Below are 17,351 nucleotides of genomic sequence, written 5' to 3' on the forward strand. Positions count from 1 at the left end.
CTACAGCACCATCCATGTCAATACGAAGGCTCCCCTCAACGCTCGTGAATCGCATCGCTGCGGGCGAAGTGGTAGAACGACCCGCCAGCGCGTTGAAAGAATTGGTGGAAAATGCGCTCGATGCAGGGGCCATGCGAATCGCCGTGCGCCTCACCGCTGGAGGCATCGAAGGGATTGAAGTGACCGACGACGGTCATGGTATGATTGCGAGCGATATCGAACTGGCGCTGGAACGGCACGCCACGTCGAAATTGCCCGATGACGCCATCGAAATGGTCTCCACACTTGGCTTTCGCGGAGAAGCTTTGCCCTCGATCGCAAGCGTCGCCCGCCTGACGATCGAAAGCCGGCCTCACGATGGTGAGGGCTGGTCGCGAACGGTCGATAATGGGGCGCTGGTGAACGAAGGCCCCGCCGCGCTGCCGCCTGGAACGCGCGTGCGGATCAGCGGGCTGTTCGCGAATATTCCCGCCCGTCGCAAATTCCTCCGTACTTCCCGCAGCGAATATGCCGCCTGCATCGATGTCATGAAGCGGCTCGCAATGGCCCGCCCGGACATTGCATTTTCGGTCGAGCACGATGGCAGACGGACCTTGTCGCTTCAGCCAGAGGGGCAGGGGGAGCGTGTGGCTGCGCTGACCGATCGCCAGCTTATCGAAAACAGCGTCCCTATCGATCTGGAGCGTGAAGGCATTCGGCTTGGCGGCGTGGCAGGATTGCCGACTTTCAATCGCGGCATTGCCGATCACCAGTTCCTGTTCGTCAACGGTCGCCCGGTGAAGGACCGCGTCCTTATCGGCGCAGTGCGCGGTGCCTATTCGGACATGTTAGCGCGCGATAGGCACGCGGTTGTTGCACTTTTCCTCGATATTCCGTCCGGTGAAGTCGATATTAACGTCCATCCCGCCAAAACAGAGGTCCGTTTTCGCGATCCCGGCCTCGTTCGCGGCCTCATCATCGGCGGACTGCGCGCCGCTCTCGACAGCGTCGGCCACCGCAGCCAACCCCGCCCCTCCGCCGCTGCCCTGGGCGCATGGACCTCCGAACCCCCTCTCCCCAGCGCAACATTCTGTCTGGGATCGCACCGCAACCTTCACCCCACCCCCTCCGATGGCCCGCGCCGAAACCGCTTTTGCGCCAGCACCCGAATCCACTTCGTTCCCAATGGGCGTCGCGCGCGGTCAGGTCGCCGCCACCTATATCGTTGCCGAAGCGGAAGACGGGCTGGTCATCGTCGATCAACACGCCGCCCACGAACGTCTCGTCCTCGAACGGATGCGAAAAGCGACTGCTAGCGGCGGCGTTTCGATGCAGCCTCTGCTGCTGCCCGAAGTCGTCGAACTTGAAGAAACTGCCTGCGATCGCCTTGAAGCCCGCGCACCCGAACTTGTGGCATTCGGCCTCGACCTCGAACGCTTCGGTCCCGGCGCGATGCTGGTACGGGGCGTTCCGGCGATGCTGGGGCAAGCCGATGTCAAAGGTCTCGTCACCGATCTGGCCGACGAACTAGCCGCGTTCGGCGAAGCACTATCCCTGAAAGAGCGCATCGACGCCGTTGCTGGGACAATGGCCTGCCATGGATCGGTAAGGGCAGGGCGTATCCTGTCGGTCGCCGAAATGAACGCGCTACTGCGTGAGATGGAAGTCACGCCCCATTCGGGGCAGTGCAATCACGGTCGCCCGACCTGGGTGAAGCTGGCTCATGGTGATATTGAAAAACTTTTCGGGAGACGATGATTTTGGCGCACTCCATGATTCCTGTTCACGGAACTTCACTTCTTGGCTGAGGTAGTCGCCGTTTCCCGGCAGCAACGCCATCTGGTGACCAAGGACGTCGTTGATTCAGTCCAACTGCTCGCGGGTCGGGGGATCCAGGGTGATGCTCATCTTGGTGAAATGACAAAGCACCGTCACCGCGCCCGGCGCCATCCTACAGCACCAAATCTGCGGCAGGTGCACCTGATCCACGCCGAACTTTTCGAGGAGCTTGCCGAAAAGGGATTCAGCGTAAAGCCGGGTCAGATGGGCGAAAACATCACGACGCGGCAGATCGACTTGCTTGCGCTTTCTAAGGGAACGCGATTGGTGCTGGGTGATGAGGCTGTCATCGAACTCACTGGCCTGCGCAATCCATGTATCTTGCTCGACAAACTTATGCTCGGTCTGATGAAAGCCGTATTGGGTCGCGATTTGGCGGGCGAACTCATCCGCAAGGCAGGGGTCATGTCGATCGTCATAGTGGGAGGAATGGTGCGAACCGATGATCCCATTACTGTCATCCTGCCCGATGGACCGCACGTGCCGCTCGAACCAGTCGAGTGATTGCCCCGATCATCGTTACAGCTTTGATGGGGGCCCACGACTTCGCAGCATTGGATACCCTACGACGCGCGCACTTTCCACCCGAGCGCAACGTCCTGCGCGCACACCTTACGATGTTTCACCACCTGCCTCCATCGGTCGGGCATGAACTGACGGGACTGTTGCAGGACGAGGCCCGGGGGAACTCTCCGCAAGCGAGACTTGCGAGCCTTATCAATCTCGGCGGGGGTGTTGCATTCAGTGTGGACAGCTCCGAACTCGAGGACATTCGCGCGCGCATTGCTGATCGATTTGCGTCGATGCTGATGCCGCAGGATCGCAATGCGTGGCGCCCGCACGTAACGATTCAGAACAAGGTAAAGCCGCCTGAAGCGCGCGCGCTAGTCGACAAACTGTCGATCGACTTTCGCCCGCGCTCCCTGACGCTCTTGGGCCTCGCCGCATTCTATTATCGCGGCGGGCTCTGGGAGCCGATTGCGGCATTTGCGTTCGGTACCGGGCGCAAGATCACCGCACCGATCTAAACCCCGTTTGCCGCTCCAAGCACAGCGCGAACGCTGGCCGTTGCGACGTCGGCGTCGATACCCACACCGAACACCGTTTTACCTGCGGCCGTTCGACATTCTACATAAGCTGCGGCCTGCGCATCGCTGCCACCGCTGAGGGCATGTTCGCTGAAATCGACCACATCAAGTTCGATCCCGCATTGCTCTTTTAAAGCGGCGATCACACTCGAAATCAGGCCATTACCGCGCCCACTCACCCATCGTTCGACGCCATCCACAGTGATTCTACCGACGAAAATGCGGTCACCGTTGCTTGCGCGGGTTTCCTCATAGTCGCCGAGCATGAAACGCTGTGGCCCTTCAAGATGATAAGCGGTCTGGAACGCCCCCCAGATATCGGCCGCATGAAGTTCGCGGCTGTTTTCATCGGCCAGCGCCTGCACATGACGGCTGAGGTCACCCTGCATTCGCTTCGGCAGTTTCAGGCCCTTATCCTGTTCCAGCACCCAGGCGACGCCGCCCTTGCCCGACTGCGAATTAACGCGGATCACAGCTTCGTAACTGCGACCCAGATCGGCAGGGTCGATCGGCAGATAGGGCACTTCCCAGAACTGGTCGTTACGTTGTTCCTGAACGACGAAACCTTTTTTGATCGCGTCCTGATGACTGCCGGAGAACGCAGTGAAAACCAGATCACCGACGTAAGGCTGGCGCGGGTGGGTAGCGATGCCGGTGCAATATTCGACGGTCTTTACCACACTGTCTATATCCGAAAAGTCCAGACCCGGATCGACGCCCTGCGTATAAAGATTGAGCGCAACCGTAACCAGATCGACATTGCCCGTGCGTTCGCCATTGCCCAACAAGCAGCCCTCGACGCGATCGGCACCGGCCATCAGTCCTAGTTCGGTCGCGGCAACGCCGGTCCCACGATCATTATGCGCGTGCAGGCTGATGACCACGGAATCACGGTTGGGAATATTACGGCCGAACCATTCGATCTGGTCGGCATATATATTTGGGGTCGCGCACTCGACTGTCGCGGGCAGGTTGAAGATAATCGGTTTTTCAGGCGTTGGGCGCAGGACATCCATCACAGATTCACAGACTTCCAGACTGAAATCGAGTTCGGCGGTAGAGAATGTCTCGGGGCTATATTCGAAACTCCAATCAGTTTCGGGGCGTTTCGCTGCTTCGTCGCGAACGATCATCGCACCTTCGATGGCGATTTGTTTGATCTGCTGTCGATCCATACCGAAAACGATCTTGCGCCAGGCTGGTGAAACGGCATTGTACAAGTGAACGATCGCACGCGGCGCACCCTCCAACGATTTGAAGCTGGTTTCGATGAGGTCACGGCGCGACTGTGTCAGTATCTGGATTGTCACGTCATCCGGAATTGTCCCACTGCGGACCAGACCACTGATAAAGTCAAATTCGACCGCACCAGCGCTCGGAAACCCGACTTCGATCTCCTTAACACCGAGGCGCACCAACATATCGAAAAAGCGCTGCTTCTTCTCGCTGTCCATCGGGTCGATAAGGGCCTGATTGCCGTCGCGCATATCGGTCGAAAGCCAGCGCGGCGCGCGGGTGATCGTTTTCGAAGGCCATTGCCGATCCGGCAAATCTATCTGGGGGAAAGGTCGGTATTTTACAGATGGGTCGCGCAGCATTTTGATCTCGCATCGCTTCGAGTGAGGTTGGGATTTTGACCCTTAAGTCGCGATGTGCGCCATGCGCACGACAGTTCGCGCCTAAGGGCGCGTAAGTCGAAGGAGCAGGGAGCGAAGGCTGTGCATAACGCTGCTAATAGCCCGCGTCATGCCGTCCTGTCTAGCCCGCAGCCTGGAAAGCAGCCGCAATCGACAAGTGAACTTCGTCGGAAACGAGCGGTACGTACGCCTTAATGCCGAAATCGCTTCGCTTGATGTCGGCCGATCCGGTGAATCCGATATTGGCTTTCTTGTTCGTCGAGCTGCTGACTCCGGTGAAGACTGCTTCGATCGTGACTGGCTTGGTCACGCCGTGCAAAGTCAGATTGCCGGTAATGTCCGCCGTTGTAGCGCTGGTGGATGTGACTTTCGTGGAAACGAAAGTCATTGTCGGATATTTCGTGGCATCGAACCAGTCGGCGCTTTTCAGTTCGCCAGTTAATTTGTCGCTGGTCGTTTGCACGCTGGCAACCGGGACGCTGATCGAAACCTTAGTTGTCGCGAGGTTTTTTGGATCGATGATGAGCTTGCCGGACGCCTGTGAGAACATCCCGCTGAACAAGCTGACACCGAGGTGATTGACCGTCCACGCGATTTGCGTGTGGTATGACTCGACGTCGTAATTGCCCGCCACAACCTTGGTTACATCGCTGGTACCGAGTGTCGGCAACTGCGCAATGGCGGGGGCAGCGAGAGCGAAAGCGGCGGCAACAAACATTTTGGTACGCATGGGTAATCCTCCCGTAAGTTGCCGCCGATTTTGCCCTTAGTTTTTCGCCTTGTCGACCAGCTTGTTGGCTCCGATCCATGGCATCATCGCACGAAGTTCAGCGCCGACTTTCTCAATGGGATGAGCCGCAGCAAGCTTGCGGGCGGCCTTTAGTTCAGGCTGGCCGGCACGGTTGTCGAGCACGAAGTTCTTTACGAAACGACCCTGCTGAATATCATTCAGGACACGCTTCATCTCCGCCTTCGTTTCCGAAGTGATGATGCGTGGACCAGTTGTGATATCGCCATATTCCGCGGTGTTGCTGATCGAATAACGCATGTTGGCGATGCCACCCTCATACATCAGGTCGACGATCAGCTTCACTTCATGCAGGCATTCGAAATACGCCATTTCAGGAGCGTAGCCCGCTTCGGTCAGCGTCTCGAAACCAGCCTGGATCAAGTGGGTGAGACCACCGCAGAGCACGGCCTGTTCGCCGAATAGATCGGTTTCGCACTCTTCGCGGAAGTTGGTTTCGATAATGCCCGAACGACCGCCGCCTACCGCGGAGGCATAGGCCAGCGCGATGTCATGGGCGTTACCGCTGGAGTCCTGCTCAACTGCGATAAGGCAGGGAACGCCGCCACCGCGCTGATATTCGCTGCGAACGGTGTGGCCCGGTCCCTTTGGCGCGATCATGATTACGTCGAGATCGGCGCGGGGCTCGATCAGGCCGAAATGCACGTTCAGGCCGTGGGCGAAAGCGATGGTTGCGCCGTCCTTCAGGTTCGCGGCGAGGTCGTCGGCGTAGATGCCAGCCTGATGCTCATCGGGAGCGAGGATCATGACGATGTCAGCCCACTTTGCAGCGTCGGCGTTGGTCATGACCTTGAAGCCAGCGTTAATTGCCTTGGCAGCGGTTGCCGAGCCTTCACGCAGAGCAACTGCAACGTCGAGAATGCCCGAATCCTTGAGGTTCTGGGCGTGGGCGTGGCCTTGACTGCCATAGCCGATAATCGCAATTTTCTTGTTCTTGATCAGGCCGATGTCGGCATCCCGGTCGTAATATACGCGCATTGTATTCCCTGACTTGAGTTAATTAATGGGGCATTGATTGGATGGGCGGATTAAGCTGCCTCGCGACCGCGCGCGATGGCGACGATCCCGGTGCGGGCAACTTCGACAAGACCGACTTCGCGCATCAAAGCGATGAACCGATCAATCTTTGTGGAGGCTCCAGTGACTTCGAAAACGAAGCTACCGATGGTGGTATCGACGACGTTGGCGCGGAACACTTCAGCAAGGCGCAGGGCCTCGATCCGGTTTTCGCCAGTGCCCGCGACCTTTACCAAGGCGAGTTCGCGTTCCACGTGATCGCCCAGTACGGTGAGGTCGGTGACGCGATGGACGGGGACCAGACGATCGAGTTGGGCAACAACCTGTTCGATGACCGCGGGGGTGCCGGTGGTGACGATGGTGATGCGGCTGACGGCATCATCTTCGCTGATGTCGGCGACGGTGAGGCTTTCGATATTATAGCCGCGCGCCGAGAACATACCGGCGATCCGGGCGAGAACGCCGGATTCATTGTCGACGATTACCGAGAGGGTGTGTCGTTCGGAAACGGTTTCAAGAATGTGCATCAGACCAGCGCCTTCGCTTCGTCGTCCATGACGCCAGTGACGCCGGCCGGGTCGAGGATCATATCGGTGTGAGCTGCGCCAGATGGGATCATCGGGAAGCAGTTTGCAAGTTTCGCGACACGGCAATCGACGATGACCGGGCCAGGTTGATTGAGCATCTCGTTTATACCCGATTCCAGGTCGGCGGGATTTTCGATGCGGATGCCGGTCCAGCCATAAGCCTCTCCCAACTTCACGAAGTCTGGGAGAGAATCACTATAACTCTCTGAATAACGGCTCTCATATGTCAGCTCCTGCCACTGACGGACCATGCCCATATACTCGTTATTCAGAATAAAAATTTTCACAGGCAGACGATATTGAGTCGCCGTCGCCAGTTCCTGAATGTTCATCTGGATCGACGCTTCACCGGCGATATCAATCACCAGAGCATTCGGATTGCCGATTTGCGCGCCGATTGCGGCGGGCAGGCCATAGCCCATCGTGCCGAGGCCACCGCTGGTCAGCCATTTGTTCGGACTTTCGAAATCGAAATGCTGAGCGGCCCACATCTGATGCTGACCGACTTCGGTGGTGATGATCGGATTGCGCTTGTGCGTCGCCTCCCACAGAGCGCGGACGGCGTGCTGTGGCATGATTTCAGTCTTTGACTTCGTAAAGCCGAGCGATTTTTTCGCGCGCCACTTGTCGATCTGTGACCACCATGCGCTCAAATCGGCCTTTGCGTACTGACGCGCTTTCCAGATTTTCACCATATCCTCGATCGCGCGACCGACGTCGCCGACGATGCCGAGGTCGACGCGGACGATCTTGTTGATCGAACTCCGGTCGATATCGATATGGATTTTCTTGGAATTGGGCGAAAACGCATCCAATCGACCCGTAACCCGGTCATCGAAACGCGCACCGAGGCAGATGATCAGGTCGGCACCGTGCATCGCCATATTGGCTTCATATGTGCCGTGCATCCCGAGCATTCCGAGCCACGCATCACCGCTCGCCGGATAAGCGCCAAGGCCCATCAGCGTCGAGGTAACAGGTGCACCGGTCAGTCGCTGAAGTTCACGCAGCACCGTGCTGGCGTTCGGACCCGCATTGATAATGCCGCCGCCAGTATAGAAGATTGGGCGTTCGGCAGCCGCGATCATTTCAATTGCGGCCTCAAGCAGCTTCGGATCGGCCTTTACTTGCGGGCGATATGCTTTGTGCTGAATAGGCCCCGGCTTGGTATAACGCGCCGTCGCAACCTGAACGTCCTTAGGAATGTCGATAACGACCGGCCCCGGACGACCGGAGGTCGCGATATAAAATGCTTCGTGGACGATATCGCCGAGCTTGGCGGGGTCCTTCACGAGATAATTATGCTTGGTGCAATGACGCGTGATGCCGACGGTATCGGCCTCTTGAAACGCATCGGTGCCGATCAGCGCGGTCGGAACCTGACCCGTGATGACAACCATCGGGATCGAATCCATCAACGCATCGGTGATGCCGGTGATTGCGTTGGTCGCGCCGGGACCGGAGGTGACAAGCACGACGCCGGGCTTGCCGGTCGAACGAGCATATCCTTCGGCAGCGTGGGTCGCGGCTTGTTCGTGGCGAACGAGGATGTGGCGGATACGTTTCTGTTTGAACAAAGCATCATAGATCGGGAGGACGGCCCCACCGGGATAGCCGAACACGACTTCCACGCCGAGATCGACAAGCGCCTCGATGAGGATTTCGGCTCCGGGCATTTCGGCTGGCATAAAAACTCTCCTGTTGCGTTGCGGCAAATTTTGCAAGCCGCGACCGAGTACGGGTAACAAACTATGCTGTCAACAGACTATTGCGTAATATTGTTGCTATATTAGCAATATTATTAGAACTTAAAATCGTTTCCAGCCTCGGCCAGTCGGGTGAGGACTGACGGGAGAACCAGGTGTATTGCCGTTTGGCGTACTGACCCGTGGCGCGCTTGCCCGCGATCTTGACGTCGGATTCGGACATTTCGCCACGCTGGAACGCGCCGATTTCGGGCACTCCGATGGCGCGCATGACGGGGAGGGCGGGGTCGAGATTGCGCGCGAGCAGGGCGGAAACCTCATCCTGCCCGTCAGCGAACATCGTGTCGAAACGCGCGTCGCAACGTTCGTTCAACCAGTCGCGCGGGGGGAGCAGGATGAGCGAGGCGAGGTGTACGCGATCCGCGATGCCGCCTTCGCGATGCTGTTGCCAATGGCTTAGCGGTTTGCCGGTCGAACGAATAACCTCAAGCGCGCGGGCGATGCGGTTGGTGTCGGCGGGGGCGATGCGGGCGGCGGCTTCGGGGTCTTCGCTTGTCAGGGCGATGTGCGAATCGGCGACCGGGAGCGCGCGGACGAGGCTGCGGATTTCGGGGTCGATGTCGGGGATGGGCGCGATGCCGTCCAATAATGTGCGGATATAAAGGCCGGTGCCGCCGACTAGGATCGGCAGAAGGTTGTGAGCTTTGGCTTCCGCGATGGCTTCGGTCGCTTCGCGCGCCCAGCGAGCGGCGGAACAGGGTTCTGCGCCGTCGATATGGCCGAACAGGCGGTGGGGGGCGCGTGATTCCTCCTCCTGCGAAGGGCGCGCCGTGATGATCCGCAGGTCGCGATAGACCTGCATCGAATCAGCATTGATGATGATCGAAGGCGTTAATTCCGCCAGGGCGAGGGCGAGTGCCGACTTGCCGCTGGCGGTTGGCCCTGCGATGAGCGCCAGCGGTTGGAGATTATTGATGTTCATTGCGACGCTCGTAGCACCAGATGGATTGAAAGCGGGCGACATTTCGCTGGCCGCCGACGCGGTTCGCGGAAAAGCGGGTCCGATTGTGGACGGCGTGGCGTGCGATATCAGTTTTTCCAGTGACGTCTTGTCCCCAGGCGCGAGTCTGGAAAGAAATGCGCTTGAGAATGTGCTCCCCGGTTTGGACGTCATCGTTCAGGTCGAAGCCGATCGTCGTCGCTCTTTGCTGGTGGCCGACATGGATTCGACGATGATCACCGTCGAATGCATCGATGAGCTCGCCGATTATGTCGGCCTGAAAGCCGAAGTGGCCGAAGTCACCGAACGGGCGATGCGCGGCGAAATTGATTTTGCGGGTGCGCTACGTGACCGCGTCGCTTTGCTGGCAGGGATGCCGGAAACCACGGTCTCCGAGTGCCTGCGTGAGCGCATAAAAATCATGGGCGGGGCGAAGGCTCTGGTCCGTACCTTGCGCAATAATGGAGGCTATGCACTGCTAGTTTCAGGTGGGTTCACCCATTTTACGGGGCCTGTGGCGGCGGAAATCGGTTTTGATCGGGCAATCGCGAACCGGTTGATGATGCAGGACGGCTTGCTGACGGGCAAGACGGAGCAGCCGATCGTCGACGCGGAAACCAAGCGAGCATCGCTATTGGGCGAACTCAGCACGCGCGGGCTCGCGGCTTCGGCGTGTATGGCCGTGGGTGACGGGGCGAATGACATCCCGATGATCGCAGTGGCGGGGCTTGGCGTCGCCTATCATGCCAAGCCTAAGACCGAGGCGGCTGCCGATGCACGTGTTCGGATCGGAGATTTATCGGTGATTTTATATGCGATGGGTTTTGCTCGGGCAGATTGGGCAACGGAGAGCTAGGCGCAGACGGCGAAAGATTGCAGGAGTTTAACTTGTGACCCGACGCGCCGCCGTCTAGGCGCTCCCGCGATGAGTTTGGCGTTCCTGCAACCTGCGTCGGATTGGCGACGGCAAAAGCTCAGCCATAGGGCGATTGCTCTGGGTCTGGCGATCGCCATCGAGCTATTGTTTCTGCTGGCCCTATTGCAGCTTGTCCCGTCGGCATCAAAAAAATTACTGCCTCCAACCACGACGACCTTCCAGATGCTGCCTGCAGAGATCGCGCAGAAGGTGACAAAGGTCGAAAAGTCCGGTGGCGCGCCGCCAGCAAAAACGCCGACCCCACGCAGCGCTCCCGTCGTTGTACCGAAGGTTCCGCGCCCCATCCTGACGATGAGCAAGGATGAATTCGCCGCTACCGATATTTCGAAACTGCCTAAAAACGGCGGTAACGAAGGCAACGGTTCGGGCAAGGGCACTGGTTCGGCTATGGGGCCAGGCGAAGGACCGGGCGGTGAACCGATGTATAATGCCGAATGGTATGTCGAGCCGCCACGGGGTGCCCTCGCGCTGTATCTGCCGAATGGCGCGCCGCCCAATAGCTGGGGCATGGTCGCGTGCAAGACGATCCCGAATTATGGCGTCGAAAACTGCCAACAGCTTGGAGAATCGCCTGTAGGTTCCGGAATATCCCGAGCGCTGCGGCTCGCGGCATGGCAGTTCAAGGTGCGCCCGCCCCGTATCGGTGGACGACCGTTAATGGGCGTTTGGGTACGGATACGGTTCGACTTCACAAAGTCCGAAAAAGATACGGATAATTCGGATGGACCAAACTAAGGACTTCGTCAGGGCGCGATGGGGATGCACGTCTGTCCGCTGGCGCGAACCGAGGTGCAAAGCTTCTCAGCGGCAGCGCGTGAAATCAACGGGCCGGCGCGCAAACGCGTCAGTGGGCCAGCTTTGATCGCAAAGGCACTATAGGGACGGAGTGCAGGAATGCGTTCGCGGAGAGCAGGCCAAAGCGCACGCGCTTTGGCTTCATCGCTATATGCACCAAACTGTACGCGCCAGTTTCCACTTGGAGGCGTAACAGGCGTTTGCGGAGCTTCCGGTTTGTTTACGGCTGATTTTGCAACGGCTGGTTTGATGCCAACGGACGCCGGAGCCGCTGTTTCGATGGCGGATTTTGACTGGCGAACCTCTGGCGCACCCACGGCTGGTCGGGATGCCAGCAAGTTTTCAACGCTAATATGCGGATGTTGGGTCGCCGGCGCGGCAGAAATTGCATCGCGACTGGCATGAGCCTCAAAAGCCCCCGCCAGCGCAAGACCGCGCTGGCGCTGATCTAGCGGGATATATTTGTCCATCTGGGCAAGGCTGGTCTTGGCAGCCGGAACGCCCGCCACCGAAGCGCGCGTCATCAGAGCATAGGCACGCGGCCAGTCCTTGGCGATCATGTCGCCGTTAAAGAGCGCCGTACCAAGGATATATTGCGCGCGCGCGTTACCGCGACCGGCGGCATCTTCGATATACGGCATCGCTTCGGCACGTTTCCCCGTCTGGAACAACACGAGACCGTAATTGTCCTTGCCACCGTCGCTACCTTGTTGCGCCGCACGCCGAAACCAGTCTTCGGCGAGTTTCAGGTCGAGAGGAACGCCGCGTCCCAGTTGGTAAGCCTGCCCCAGATGAACCTGAGCATCGGGATCGCCAGCAATCGCCAGTGGGCGCCATTCGTTGATCGCCGTCGCATAGTCGCCATTTTGCCAAGCAAGGTCGCCGTTATTCGTATCCGCAAGCGCAGGGGTGGCAATCAGCGCACCGACGAGCAAAAGCAACGAAATAGATTTCATAGACAATCCTTCGGCAAACGATGCGATCATTAGCCAAGTGTGTACGCGCGGAGCAGTTAACAGCCGCTTAGCATTGTTCGGCAAGCAGAAATTCTACGACGCGATCCGCTTTGGCGCGCGATCGTTAACCCTATCTTATTCGTCTGCATGCCATCTGTCGTTCGGGACACAGGTAATCCAAGGACGTTAGATGCGGATATTGGCTTTAGCATCGCAAAAAGGCGGATCGGGCAAAACGACCCTTTCCGGGCACCTTGCAGTGCAGGCGCAACTTGCGGGGGCTGGGCCGGTCGTTCTGATCGACATCGATCCACAGGGGTCGTTGGCAGATTGGTGGAACGAGCGTGAAGCCGAGTTTCCCGCATTCGCCCAGACGACCGTGGCACGACTTGCTGCTGATCTCGAAATGCTTCGTCAGCAGGGGTTTCGTCTGGCGGTCATCGACACACCCCTGCGATTACCATGGCAATCCAAAGCGTTATTGCGGTCGCCGAACTCATCATCATCCCAACACGCCCATCGCCACATGATTTGCGCGCCGTCGGTGCCACGGTAGATTTGTGCGACCGCGCGGGCAAACCGTTGCTGTTCGTCGTCAACGGGGCGACACCCAAGGCCAAGATTACTTATGAAGCCGCAGTCGCACTGTCCCAACATGGCACAGTTGCTCCAGTTACACTCCATCACCGCGTCGATTTCGCAGCCTCGATGATTGACGGTCGCACCGTCATGGAGGTCGATGCAAAAAGCCGTTCGGCGGGCGAGGTCCGCGACTTGTGGACTTATGTATCCGACCGACTGGAAAAGAATTTCCGCCGCACCGTATTCAGCGCGCCGGGCATGACCGCGCAGGCCGCAACGGCACCTCGTGCCGCGAGTGGCTTTGGCCGCCGCGTTGTCGGTCAGTGAGCGCCGCCATGATGAACGAACCAAAGCCTTTCGCCTCGCTGTCCTCAACGCTGCTTGCTCGCAAGGGTCATGCGAAGCCTGCCATGCGGCCACAGGGGTTTGCCGGTTTCGGCATCAGTCCCGCACAATCTTACGAAGATCTGGGCTGGAACGACATGGGTACAGAGCCGCGTCCCGAATTGGTTGTTACCGAAGCAAAACCAGCAACTGCGGACGTTGTGCCGATTTTAACCGAAGTCCCGCGGATCGATGAAACCGCAGTCGTCGAAACACCGACAGTCGTGCGCCAGCAAGAAGAGCTGGTCCGCGAACTGACGCCGACAGCCCTGGAGGCAGTACGGAAAATACGTGCGGCTCCCGGATCGAAGGGTAAGGCCGCATTCACGCTCCGCCTCGATCCAGAACGCCATCTGAAATTGCGCCTGATTTGTGCGGTCACTCACCGGTCAGCCCAGCATGTCGTGCTCGAAGCGCTCGACAATTTTCTATCCACCCAATCCGCCATTGTCGCACTGGCAACGGCCAAGTCTCCGCGCTGAAGGAAATCGCCATGAAGACCACAGCAATGTTGAAACTCGCGGTGTCGACGCTTATCCTTGGCACGACGATTGTTGGGTGCAGTCCATCCACACGGGCTATGCACCCGGCCAATGCTTCGGATACCAAGATGGGCAAGGCAGCGAACAAGGCTGCGGTGACCGCAACCAAAGCGCTGGCCGCCCGCGATTTCGCGACGGCAGTTTCCTATGCCGAGATCGCAGTTGCAGCATTGCCGCACGATGCCGGATACCGGATGTTGCTGGGCCAAGCTTACTTGAGGGCAGGACGTTTCACATCGGCCGAAACCGCGTTCTCCGAAACTTTGACGCTTATGCCCGATCACGAGCGGGCTGCGCTCAATCTTGCTCTCGTTCAGATTGCCTTAGGCAAGAAGACTGCGGCGTTGACCACACTTGCGGACTATCATGACAAGATCAGCGCATCAGATTATGGTCTGGCGCTAGCGCTGGCTGGCGATATCGATGGTGGCGTAAAGGCACTGGAATTTGCCACTCGCGAGCCGCGTGCCGATGCCAAATCGCGCCAGAATTTAGCGCTCGCCTATGCGTTGGCTGGTGAATGGAACAAGGCGCATGTGACGGCCGCGCAGGATCTTGCTCCTGCCGATGCCGATGCACGTATCATTCAATGGGCAGCATTTGCACAGCCGGGTAATGAAACGGGCCGTGTGGCGACATTGCTCGGCGTGCAACCGGTCATCGATACCGGTCAACCGACGCGACTTGCGCTCGCCCCGACCGTTCCATCAGCAGTTCAAGTCGCCGAAGCTGCTCCAGCAGCCACCCCGATTCCGGCCGCGGTCGCTGCAGCGACTCCAGTGGTTGATACGCCACCGGCTGCGTTTGAAACAGCTTCTCCACCTCCCACAGTTCACATAGCACATGATGCTCCGGTTATTCAGGCTGCCACGCTTCTTGCGAAACAAGAAGTCGCTGCCACACCACCGCGCAGGGCGGTTGCTTTCAGTTCTTCGGGACGGTCGGTGCAGAGCGGTAAGTTTGTCGTCCAGCTTGGCGCGTTCGAAAATGCGGCGGTTTCTCGCAACGCCTGGAGCAAAGTTGCGCCTCGCTTCGGTCTGGAAAACTACGAGCCTGCCAACAGCAGCACGCAAGTTCGCGGCGCAAACTTTGTTCGGCTTTCGGTCGGCGGCTTTGTAACGCGCGCCGGGGCCACGCAGGTTTGCGCACGCATTAAAGCCGCGGGCGGAAATTGTTTCGTGCGCGGGATGTTAGCCGACAAACCAGCACAATGGGTTCAGCGCAGAATACCGAAGACGACACGCGTCGCTTCGAACTAGGAGATCGTGCGGCCGCCCTTTATGGTGCGGACCGCTCGACCCTGAACGGGAAGACCATCGAAGGGCGTGTTTCCGGCGAAGGATTTGAACTTCGATCCCCGAATTTGCCAAGGCGCATTTAAGTCAAACAGGCAAAGATCGGCAGGCGCGCCGGTTTCGAGGTGCCCGGCATCAACTCCCAATATTCTGGATGGCGCATCGCTGAGTAGCGCCATCAGGCGGGGCAGGGTGATGAGTTCATCGCGAACCAGCCCCAGTCCCAAAGTCAGTAACGTTTCAGCGCCAGCCATGCCGGGTTCGGCGTCGGCAAAGGGCAGGCGTTTGGCTTCGGGGCCGCGCGGGTCGTGGCCAGAGCAAAGAACGTCGATCGTGCCGTCTGCCAGTGCTGTGCTGGTCGCCTGCCGGTCGTCTTCGCTGCGGAGCGGCGGCGAAAGGCGAGCAAAGGTTCGAAAATCGGACACCGCGATGTCGGAGAGCAACAGATGCGCGGGTGTGACGCCGCAAGTGACCTTCGCGCCCCGTGACTTGGCTCGCTTGATGCGTTCGAAACCGGCGGCGGTGGTAACCTGGCGGAAGTGGATCGCGGCTCCGGTTTCCTCCGCCAGCAATATGTCGCGTGCGATGGCCATTGCTTCGGCGATAGCGGGCGCGGCTGTAAAGCCGTGGCGCGTTGCAGTTTCACCAGCGGTGGCGACTGCGTTGCCGGTCAGGCCACCATCTTCGGCATGGACGATGACCGTCATGCCGAGCGATCCAGCATAGGAAAGCACGCGGCGCATAGTGCCGGAATCAGCAATCCATGTGCGGCCAGTCGCAACAGCCTTTGCCCCCGATTTCTGCATCATCGCTAATTCGGCAAGTTCAATGCCGGCTAGATCGCGCGTCGCAGCGGCAAGCGGGTGGACCCAGAGGTAGGGTTTAGCGGCGAGGGCAGCGCGCTGCACCAAGCCGGAGTCGTCTAATGGCGGCGACTGGTCGGGCATGAGGGCGATGCGGGTGATACCGCCTGTGGCGCAGGCCGCCCGTTCGACCGCGAATACGCCGAGATCGACCAGCCCGGGCGCGACGTTCAGCCCGGTCGCATCGATGATTTCGGCTGTGGCGGGGATTTCGAAGCTGCCGATGGCGGCAATACGGTCGCCGGTAATCAGTAGGTCGCCGAAGCGCTCCCCGCTGGCGTCGACCAATGTGCCGCCAGTGATTGCAATACTGGTCATGCCCTGCGCTCCCGCGTGAGGACGTCGAGGCAGGCCATGCGGACGGCGACCCCCATTTCGACCTGCTCAGGGATAGCAGATCGTTTCGGATCGTCGGCCACGCTGCTGTCGATTTCGACGCCACGATTCATCGGGCCCGGGTGCATGACGAAAGCCTCCGCGTTTGCGCGTTTTAGGCGTTCGGGGGTGAGACCATAAAGCATATGATATTCGCGCAAGCTGGGAATGAAGCCGCCTTCCATGCGTTCAGTCTGAAGGCGGAGCATCATGACGACGTCACAGCCATCGATCCCGGTATCCATGTCGGTGAATGCGGTCACGCCCATGCGATCAATGGCAGCGGGCATCAGCGTGGATGGCGCGACGACGCGGACTTCTGCACCCAATGCGGTGAGCGCGAAGATGTTGGAGCGTGCGACGCGACTGTGGAGAAGATCACCGCAAATCGCCACGCGGATGCCCGCAATATGCCCGATGCGGCGACGGATGGTGAGCGCGTCGAGCAACGCCTGTGTCGGATGTTCATGGGTTCCGTCACCTGCGTTCAAGACGGGGCAATCGACCTTGTCTGCGATCAACCGGACGGCGCCCGAACTGCCGTGGCGGATGACGATGACATCAGCGCGCATGGCATTCAGCGTCAAAGCCGTATCGATAAGGGTTTCACCTTTTTTCACGCTCGATGTGGCGGCCTGCATATTCACGACGTCCGCGCCCAATCGCTTGCCCGCGATTTCGAAACTCAACAGCGTGCGCGTCGAGTTTTCGAAGAACGCGTTGATCTGTGTCAGCCCATCGAGTCGATGATCGCTGGTCCGGTGCGCCCGGTTGTGAGCAACCCATTGGTCGGCTTCATCGAGCAGAAACATGATCTCATGCGGCTGCAATCCGGCAATCCCGAGCAGGTTGCGGTGCGGGAAGGGTGATGGCGATGTCATTAAAGGGTGGCGATAGTGGGGGTCGGGGACGGTGGCAAGGTTTCCAAGGGTCAATCTTGTCTGAACTATAGCGCCGTCTG

15 protein-coding genes and 2 pseudogenes are annotated in these 17,351 nt (G+C 59.0%); 8 read left to right on the forward strand and 9 right to left on the reverse strand.

The genetic code is table 11. The features are described from left to right. Positions 1–14 precede the first annotated feature (14 nt). The 3 genes and pseudogenes from mutL to D3Y57_RS19760 all read left to right on the forward strand — a co-directional run bounded on the left by mutL (position 15) and on the right by D3Y57_RS19760 (position 2,846). Positions 15–1,737: pseudogene (gene mutL / locus D3Y57_RS19750) on the forward strand (DNA mismatch repair endonuclease MutL). 42 nt (positions 1,738–1,779) lie between these two features. Further along, the gene (locus D3Y57_RS19755; protein WP_121155439.1) at positions 1,780–2,322 is read left to right on the forward strand and encodes an MOSC domain-containing protein; all 543 of its coding nucleotides are present in this window, start codon (positions 1,780–1,782) and stop codon (positions 2,320–2,322) included. Next, positions 2,319–2,846, forward strand: coding sequence for a 2'-5' RNA ligase family protein (locus D3Y57_RS19760; protein ID WP_239025944.1), 528 nt, complete (start codon positions 2,319–2,321; stop codon positions 2,844–2,846). The genes D3Y57_RS19755 and D3Y57_RS19760 overlap by 4 nt, the downstream gene beginning before the upstream one ends. Here D3Y57_RS19760 and leuA read toward each other — a convergent pair. The 6 genes from leuA to miaA all read right to left on the reverse strand — a co-directional run bounded on the left by leuA (position 2,843) and on the right by miaA (position 9,643). After that, positions 2,843–4,504: a 2-isopropylmalate synthase gene (gene leuA, locus D3Y57_RS19765; protein ID WP_121155443.1), complete on the reverse strand. Its 1,662-nt coding sequence runs from the start codon at positions 4,502–4,504 to the stop codon at positions 2,843–2,845. The genes D3Y57_RS19760 and leuA overlap by 4 nt on opposite strands. A gap of 160 nt (positions 4,505–4,664) precedes the next feature. After that, entirely contained in the window at positions 4,665–5,273 is a 609-nt protein-coding gene (locus D3Y57_RS19770) for a YceI family protein (protein WP_121155445.1), read from the reverse strand. 36 nt (positions 5,274–5,309) lie between these two features. Beyond that, on the reverse strand, positions 5,310–6,329 hold the full coding sequence (ilvC, locus tag D3Y57_RS19775) for a ketol-acid reductoisomerase (protein WP_121155447.1): 1,020 nt from the start codon (positions 6,327–6,329) through the stop codon (positions 5,310–5,312). 50 nt (positions 6,330–6,379) lie between these two features. Next, on the reverse strand, positions 6,380–6,895 hold the full coding sequence (ilvN, locus tag D3Y57_RS19780; protein ID WP_121155449.1) for an acetolactate synthase small subunit: 516 nt from the start codon (positions 6,893–6,895) through the stop codon (positions 6,380–6,382). After that, positions 6,895–8,643 carry an acetolactate synthase 3 large subunit gene (locus D3Y57_RS19785; protein WP_121155451.1) on the reverse strand — a complete coding sequence of 583 codons (1,749 nt, stop codon included), beginning with the start codon at positions 8,641–8,643 and terminating at the stop codon, positions 6,895–6,897. The genes ilvN and D3Y57_RS19785 overlap by 1 nt, the downstream gene beginning before the upstream one ends. A gap of 61 nt (positions 8,644–8,704) precedes the next feature. Beyond that, on the reverse strand, positions 8,705–9,643 hold the full coding sequence (miaA, locus tag D3Y57_RS19790) for a tRNA (adenosine(37)-N6)-dimethylallyltransferase MiaA (protein ID WP_121155453.1): 939 nt from the start codon (positions 9,641–9,643) through the stop codon (positions 8,705–8,707). On the opposite strand from miaA, the gene serB reads away from it, so the two are divergent. Next, positions 9,636–10,517, forward strand: a complete 882-nt coding sequence (serB, locus tag D3Y57_RS19795) for a phosphoserine phosphatase SerB (RefSeq protein ID WP_121156247.1) — start codon at positions 9,636–9,638, stop codon at positions 10,515–10,517. The genes miaA and serB overlap by 8 nt on opposite strands. 69 nt (positions 10,518–10,586) lie before the next feature. After that, a complete protein-coding gene (locus D3Y57_RS19800) occupies positions 10,587–11,333 on the forward strand; it encodes a hypothetical protein (RefSeq protein WP_121155455.1) in 747 nt (248 codons plus the stop codon). A gap of 8 nt (positions 11,334–11,341) precedes the next feature. Here D3Y57_RS19800 and D3Y57_RS19805 read toward each other — a convergent pair whose 3' ends face one another. Further along, complete coding sequence (locus D3Y57_RS19805; protein WP_121156249.1) at positions 11,342–12,349, reverse strand: SPOR domain-containing protein; 1,008 nt, start codon at positions 12,347–12,349, stop codon at positions 11,342–11,344. A gap of 190 nt (positions 12,350–12,539) precedes the next feature. On the opposite strand from D3Y57_RS19805, the pseudogene D3Y57_RS19810 reads away from it, so the two are divergent. The 3 genes and pseudogenes from D3Y57_RS19810 to D3Y57_RS19820 all read left to right on the forward strand — a co-directional run bounded on the left by D3Y57_RS19810 (position 12,540) and on the right by D3Y57_RS19820 (position 15,116). Continuing rightward, a pseudogene (locus D3Y57_RS19810) lies at positions 12,540–13,258 on the forward strand (AAA family ATPase). Positions 13,259–13,266: 8 nt separating this feature from the next. Next, a complete protein-coding gene (locus tag D3Y57_RS19815) occupies positions 13,267–13,797 on the forward strand; it encodes a hypothetical protein (protein ID WP_347400408.1) in 531 nt (176 codons plus the stop codon). 11 nt (positions 13,798–13,808) lie between these two features. Then, positions 13,809–15,116: an SPOR domain-containing protein gene (locus D3Y57_RS19820; RefSeq protein WP_121155458.1), complete on the forward strand. Its 1,308-nt coding sequence runs from the start codon at positions 13,809–13,811 to the stop codon at positions 15,114–15,116. Here the strand turns inward: D3Y57_RS19820 and D3Y57_RS19825 are convergent. Both D3Y57_RS19825 and D3Y57_RS19830 read right to left on the reverse strand, forming a co-directional pair. Then, a complete protein-coding gene (locus D3Y57_RS19825) occupies positions 15,113–16,333 on the reverse strand; it encodes a dihydroorotase (RefSeq protein ID WP_121155460.1) in 1,221 nt (406 codons plus the stop codon). The genes D3Y57_RS19820 and D3Y57_RS19825 overlap by 4 nt on opposite strands. Further along, positions 16,330–17,271: an aspartate carbamoyltransferase catalytic subunit gene (locus D3Y57_RS19830; protein ID WP_121155462.1), complete on the reverse strand. Its 942-nt coding sequence runs from the start codon at positions 17,269–17,271 to the stop codon at positions 16,330–16,332. The genes D3Y57_RS19825 and D3Y57_RS19830 overlap by 4 nt, the downstream gene beginning before the upstream one ends. Positions 17,272–17,351 lie beyond the last annotated feature (80 nt).

This window comes from Sphingomonas paeninsulae (assembly GCF_003660165.1).
GTDB lineage: Bacteria > Pseudomonadota > Alphaproteobacteria > Sphingomonadales > Sphingomonadaceae > Sphingomonas_O > Sphingomonas_O paeninsulae.